A 5,659-nucleotide genomic window follows, 5' to 3' on the forward strand; every position below is an offset into this window, starting at 1 on the left:
AATAGTGGACTCTAGTCCCATTTTGAGACTTTTTGCACTAACCCTTACGTTTATTTTTTAGATCCTTAACTGCTTCACTCAGGTAATTATCAATTAAATATTGCACAATTGTTGACGTTTTTATCGTTTCTCTAGTTGCTATCGTTATGTCTACGGCTGCGTCCTGCAACATCTCTTTTCGTTCTCCATTAATAGCAATAGTAGTGTCTTTACGGTTTTTCATCTGCTAAAAATCTCGGTTAAATATTCATGCAACTATACAACATTTAAAAAATAATTATGAAATATGTTTACATGTATTAAATTCTAGGACTATAATCCTTTAAATTATTTATTTCGTGTTTACATGTAATGATTGACCTCTTAACTATAAAGATACCATTTGTTGAATCGATAGTTGCTATGTCTCCTGACGGGGAAAGCGGCCTTATTGATTTGCGTGAGTGTCAAAAAAGAGGTTGTAGAATGGCTGCTGGCGATGTTGTTTTTACTGATAACGACTATCGACTTGATGCAGAAAATATATGTCTTGCTGAGGTTTCAGCATTAATTCACCCGTTCGAATCATTACCTAGTTCTTGGTCTACATTAGCTTTCAAAGTTAGGGCGGGTGGTCAAAACTACTACCCATACATTGAATTAAAAGCAAGTCCTGCAAAATTACTACAAGGTCACAACGTTTACGGAACATGTAACGTTATGCTTTGTATTGATTCGCTTATCACTGCTTTTTGCTATGCACTACCAGACATGGCCGAAATTTTAGAATTCAAAAACGCTGAACTTGCACAGATAGATTGCACTTTTAGCGCTCACTTAAGCACCGAATCAGATAGTAGAAACGTAATTCATGCATTACGCAACATATCAAACGGACAAACAAGGGGTGCTAAATCTGCATTTGATACTACTGCATATTTTGGCAAAGGCTCACGTCATAAAAGACTAAAAGCCTATTTAAAACAGTTTGAGTTACAAGACCAAACAAATAAAGCACAAGCAAATTACGAAAAAACCAAAAGCCAAGTTTATAAAAATCAGCTTGAAGCAATGACAGCACCAGAAGTACAAGAATTCGCAAAAAATGCATTACGCCTTGAAGCTAGCGTTATGCCAAGAATGTTAAAGCGTCTTGGTATACCTACTAATATTTGGGCATTTGAAACTTATAGCGAATCATTTGATGGGTGTTTAATACAGCAATTATGGAAACAATCTTGGTCAGACATATTTAAAACGTTCGAAGGTGCAACCATGCGTACTTATTCAGATACAGAAATTCACGAAAACCTGAAACAGTATTTTAAAACTGAAACTAAAAATGGCTTTAGCTTTTCAAAAGCTGACCGCTTATTTAGAACTTTTAGAATGATGAAGCACGAAGGCTGGGAAGAAGTTAAGGCGACAATGCCAAAAGCTACTTTTTACAGAACCATTGAAGATTTGACTAAAGTTGTGCCTAAAGCTTATTTACAAAATTTACAAGCAACTGCTTCTAATGTTGTCCCGCTTATACGTTTTGTAAATGTTGATTTTAGCAAACAGCATCCTAGCAATTGGGTAGAACCTCAGCGTTTGTCAGACCAATATCAGTTACCAGAAAATCGCGAATTACTGAGATTAGTATCATGATTTATATGTCTTGGCTTTTTTTATTCATCGGTTATACCCAGCTTTTCATGTATGAATATCATTTGGCTATAGTCTCTTTTCTTTTTTCTATAAATTTTATTTTATGGATGAATACAACTAATTACTTTCAGTCTTATTTATTTACAAACCAATTCACAGACGGCCAACATGCCGCAATTGAACAATATAACGAGGATACAAAATCATGAGTGTAATAATTGAAATTTTAGGCACTAATGGTGCAAACGTACCAACACCAAGAACATTTCCAGCTAAAGGCGATAAACCTGCAAGAACTGTTTTTGAACAAAAAGCTTATGCACATATGGGGGGTGTATTTCCTGTTGAATTTAAAATTACTTTTGATGACCATAAAGATGCTTATGAAATTGGTAAATATGAGCTTGCACCTTCATCTTATAAGGTTAACCAATACGGCCAATTAGAACTTGATCGCTTTGGCATGAAATTAAAACCTTACACAGATTTTGCTGATAAAAAGGCAAGCTAATGCAATGTATTTATCTTAATGCTGACGGCACATTAAGCCCAACAAGTGAAACATTAGAACAATGTACAGGTTACGTTTTAGTGCCTTCACACGATGCGGCTTCATATGTCGAAAGCATTCAGATAACGGCTCTCGAAGTTGGAGAGTCATTCACTTGGGGTTTCGGCCTCATAATATTTTTTGGCTTCTTATCCTATAAAGCGAAGGTAGCCAAAGGCGTTATAAAATTACTTTAAATTAAGGAATAAAATTATGGCTGATATATTCGCAGCAGTAGATTTAACAACAGTAGCAGCATTTGTAACAGGTGCGATGGTTATTGTTGTCGGTGTGGCAATGGCGTTTAAAGGCGGTATCTTAGGTAAACGTGCAATACGTGCTGTTTAATTAGGGGATTTAATTTATGGGTGGCTTAATTGTCGCCCTTATCCTCACTATAATAGCGATGATAGGGGCTTTAGCTGGTTTTATTGTGTGTCGTAACTTTGGTTGGGGTTAGCTGCCAATGAAATATTTAATTTTAATACTGGCGCTTATTAGCGCTTTTTTTGTTTCTGCTGATTCTGTTGATTCTGTTTCTCCTCAAATTTACACTCTTGGTTCTTGTAAAGGTAATTCAACAAATTCTATGGGTATCACTTCCGATGAGTGTTTATCTTTAGTTAATGCTGATGCTACATCAAGGTCATTAATTGGCACTTACCAAAGAACTGAAGTTGTCGTATTCGCTGAGACTGAATTTGGTTCAGCGCTTAGATATAATGTTTATACTAATAAATTTTCTTATATTGGTTTTGCTGAATTCATTCCAACTTCGAAAGAAGACCCAGAACCTGAAGAACCTGAAGAACCTGAAGAACCTGAGCTAGACCCTGACTGCCCAGAACCAACTGATTCTGACCCTTTTGTTTCTGGTACTTCTTCTGGCTCAACATCTGTTTGTTATCCTGCTTCTGGCGGCCGTCAATGTGAAATTCAAACTGATGAAAATGGAGGTTATTATTTACCAATTTCTTATGGTTCAGCTGAACCTGTTGCATGCGTTCCTGACCCGGAAGAACCGGAAGAACCGGAAGAACCGGAAGAACCTGAAGAGCCTGAAGAGCCTGAAAATCCTGATAATCCTGATAAAACTCCTGACCCTGATTCACCTGAAGACCCAAAAGAAGGAGATGATTCAGACAAAGAAAATGATATCGATGCGCTTAATCAGGTTAATGATAATTTAAAAATTATTAACGATAGCATTAATCGTGAAGAAGAATCGCATCGAGAAAGATTAGACCGAATAGCTAAAGAGGTTCAGGGTTCAAATCAGTTATTAGCGACCGTTAAAGAAAATACATTAAATATATACAAAGGAACTTTAAAAACTGAAGAAGTAATTAGAGACCAAATAAAAGAAGTTGTTAAGGTTAAAGAAGAAGTTGAGGGCGTTAAAACTGCAACTGAAGGCGTTAAAACTGCAACCGAAGGCGTTAAAACTGCAACCGAAGGCGTTAAAACTTCAACTGAAGGTGTTAGGACTGAGGTAGTAAAAGGTAATGATTTACAGGCTGAGATTTTGGGCGAATTAAAGAAACAAAATAATACAAATGTTGAAAATAAATTTAATCCTAATGAGTCACAAAGTTTTTATGAGTCAGTTTACGAAAATGGCTTTCAGGGAGTATGGGATACACAAAGCGAATCCATTTTACAAACTGGTTTTTTTCAATTTTTAGAGCAATTCAAATTAAGTTTTGCTGGCGGTTCTGCCCCAGATATGAAGATTTGTTTTAATGTTTTGATTGATATGGGTTGCAAGGTTATTCCTTTTGATTGGACAGTTATCCTTCCTTTCCTAAAACTTTGCATTCTTTTAACTGCTGCATTTGCTTGCCGCAAAATTATATTCGGGGGTTAATATGTTGGATTGGTTTGCCACTACTTGGAACGAATTTAAAACTTTTCTTTGGAGCATAGTTTTATCAGTTCAAGAAATGCATAAGGATTTAACTATTTGGATGTTTGATAGTTTTTTAAATATAAGTCGCTTAGCACTTGAGGGTGTTGATACATATTTTTCTGGTTTGGATGTTACTTCTTACACTAGTTCTATACCAAGTGAACTCGGTTGGTTTCTCAATCAGATTGGTGTACCACAAGCTTTAACTATGATTGTTACATCTTTAACTATTAGACTTGTTCTGCAATTAATTCCATTTACTAGACTAGGAAGTTAAGCCAATGATTAACGGTATTCAAGGTAAACCAGGTGGCGGCAAAAGTTATGAAGCCGTTGTAAATCACATAATTCCAACTGTTACTCAAGATAAAAGGAAAGTAGTAACCAATTTGCCTTTAAATGTAGATAAATTTTGTGAGGTCTATGGCGAATTTTGTAGAGATTTAATTGAAATAGTTGATGGTGAATTTCACAATTACGGTGGTAAACGTCCTTTTTCAACAAAAGATTTCTTTTTAAAGTATCAAGATTGGCAAAACGAAAAAGGCCAAAAGGTTTACTTTTTTGTTGATGAATGCCACTTGGCCATGCCCAGTACTGGCACTGAAAAGGAATTAACTGAGTTTTTTAGTATGCATAGGCATTACGGTTTTGACATTATGCTCATCACTCAAAACTTTAGAAAAGTTAATCGTGATATTAAGGACATGATTCAATTAACCTACCGTTGCATTAAAAAAGCACATATGGGTCAAAATCACTTATACATTTTAAAAGTTCATGATGGTGTAGGAACCTCACCTTCAACTGTTTTTAGCACTAACGAACGTGAATATGATAAAAAGTATTTTCCTTTTTATACAAGTCACACTAAAAATAGTGAGTCAGTCGAGGAAGCAACAACTAAAGATATTAAAAAATGGTATAACCACTGGAGCATATGGGGAGCAGCAATTACCATTCCTATAGGTTTATTTGTAATGATTGGCGCTCTTTCTGGTGGTGAGAGCCTAGAGGAAAAAGCGAAAAATATAAAAGATACCCAGTCTTCACAACCTGTACAACCTTCTACAGTTCCTCAAAATAAAGTGCCCGTTAATGTATCCCAGTCAGAATTACCAGTAGTACAAGTTTCTTCTTTATCAAAGGAAAAACCAAAACCTAAAGATTCTGAATCTGAATCTGAAAAGCAATCTCACCCATTTTATAAGGTTGCACTTCATATAGCTGGCTGGGCAGAGTATACAGATAGAGGAAAGATATTAAAAAATTACTATCTTTCAGCTAGTCAAAACGGCCAGCATATATTTGATATATCATTAAGAGATTTAGCCTTATCTGGATACTCTGTTATTGTTAGGTCAGGTTGTATGATAGAAATAAGTTATAAGTCTTATCATGACTTTATTACCTGTGATGCTCCAACCGTGGAAGTTTTTCAAGAAGATAATGATTTATCAGAGTAAGGGGAGGGACCCGCTTGCGGGAGGGAACCTTTTACTCTGATATCATCACTTTATTTTAATTTATCACTTACTATTATATTCACTACTAACAACCCATAAATT

The 5,659-nt window shown here is 35.5% G+C and carries 6 protein-coding genes; all 6 read left to right on the forward strand.

The genetic code is table 11. The features are described from left to right. The first annotated feature begins 351 nt into the window (after positions 1-351). The 6 genes from QL998_RS20065 (at position 352) to QL998_RS20090 (ending at position 5,557) form a co-directional block, all read left to right on the forward strand. Positions 352-1,632, forward strand: a complete 1,281-nt coding sequence (locus QL998_RS20065; protein ID WP_290193353.1) for a phage/plasmid replication protein, II/X family — start codon at positions 352-354, stop codon at positions 1,630-1,632. A 205-nt stretch (positions 1,633-1,837) separates the two neighbouring features. Beyond that, positions 1,838-2,143, forward strand: coding sequence for a single-stranded DNA-binding protein (locus tag QL998_RS20070; protein ID WP_290193354.1), 306 nt, complete (start codon positions 1,838-1,840; stop codon positions 2,141-2,143). Between the two features lie 252 nt (positions 2,144-2,395). Then, positions 2,396-2,530 carry a hypothetical protein gene (locus tag QL998_RS20075; RefSeq protein WP_290193355.1) on the forward strand — a complete coding sequence of 45 codons (135 nt, stop codon included), beginning with the start codon at positions 2,396-2,398 and terminating at the stop codon, positions 2,528-2,530. A gap of 118 nt (positions 2,531-2,648) precedes the next feature. Beyond that, the gene (locus QL998_RS20080; RefSeq protein WP_290193356.1) at positions 2,649-4,049 is read left to right on the forward strand and encodes a hypothetical protein; all 1,401 of its coding nucleotides are present in this window, start codon (positions 2,649-2,651) and stop codon (positions 4,047-4,049) included. Position 4,050: 1 nt separating this feature from the next. Further along, a complete protein-coding gene (locus QL998_RS20085; RefSeq protein WP_290193357.1) occupies positions 4,051-4,368 on the forward strand; it encodes a DUF2523 family protein in 318 nt (105 codons plus the stop codon). A gap of 4 nt (positions 4,369-4,372) precedes the next feature. Beyond that, positions 4,373-5,557, forward strand: coding sequence for a zonular occludens toxin domain-containing protein (locus QL998_RS20090; protein ID WP_290193358.1), 1,185 nt, complete (start codon positions 4,373-4,375; stop codon positions 5,555-5,557). The last annotated feature ends 102 nt before the right edge of the window (positions 5,558-5,659 follow it).

The sequence above is a fragment of the Pseudoalteromonas sp. APC 3691 genome, assembly GCF_030408135.1.
Lineage (GTDB): Bacteria > Pseudomonadota > Gammaproteobacteria > Enterobacterales > Alteromonadaceae > Pseudoalteromonas.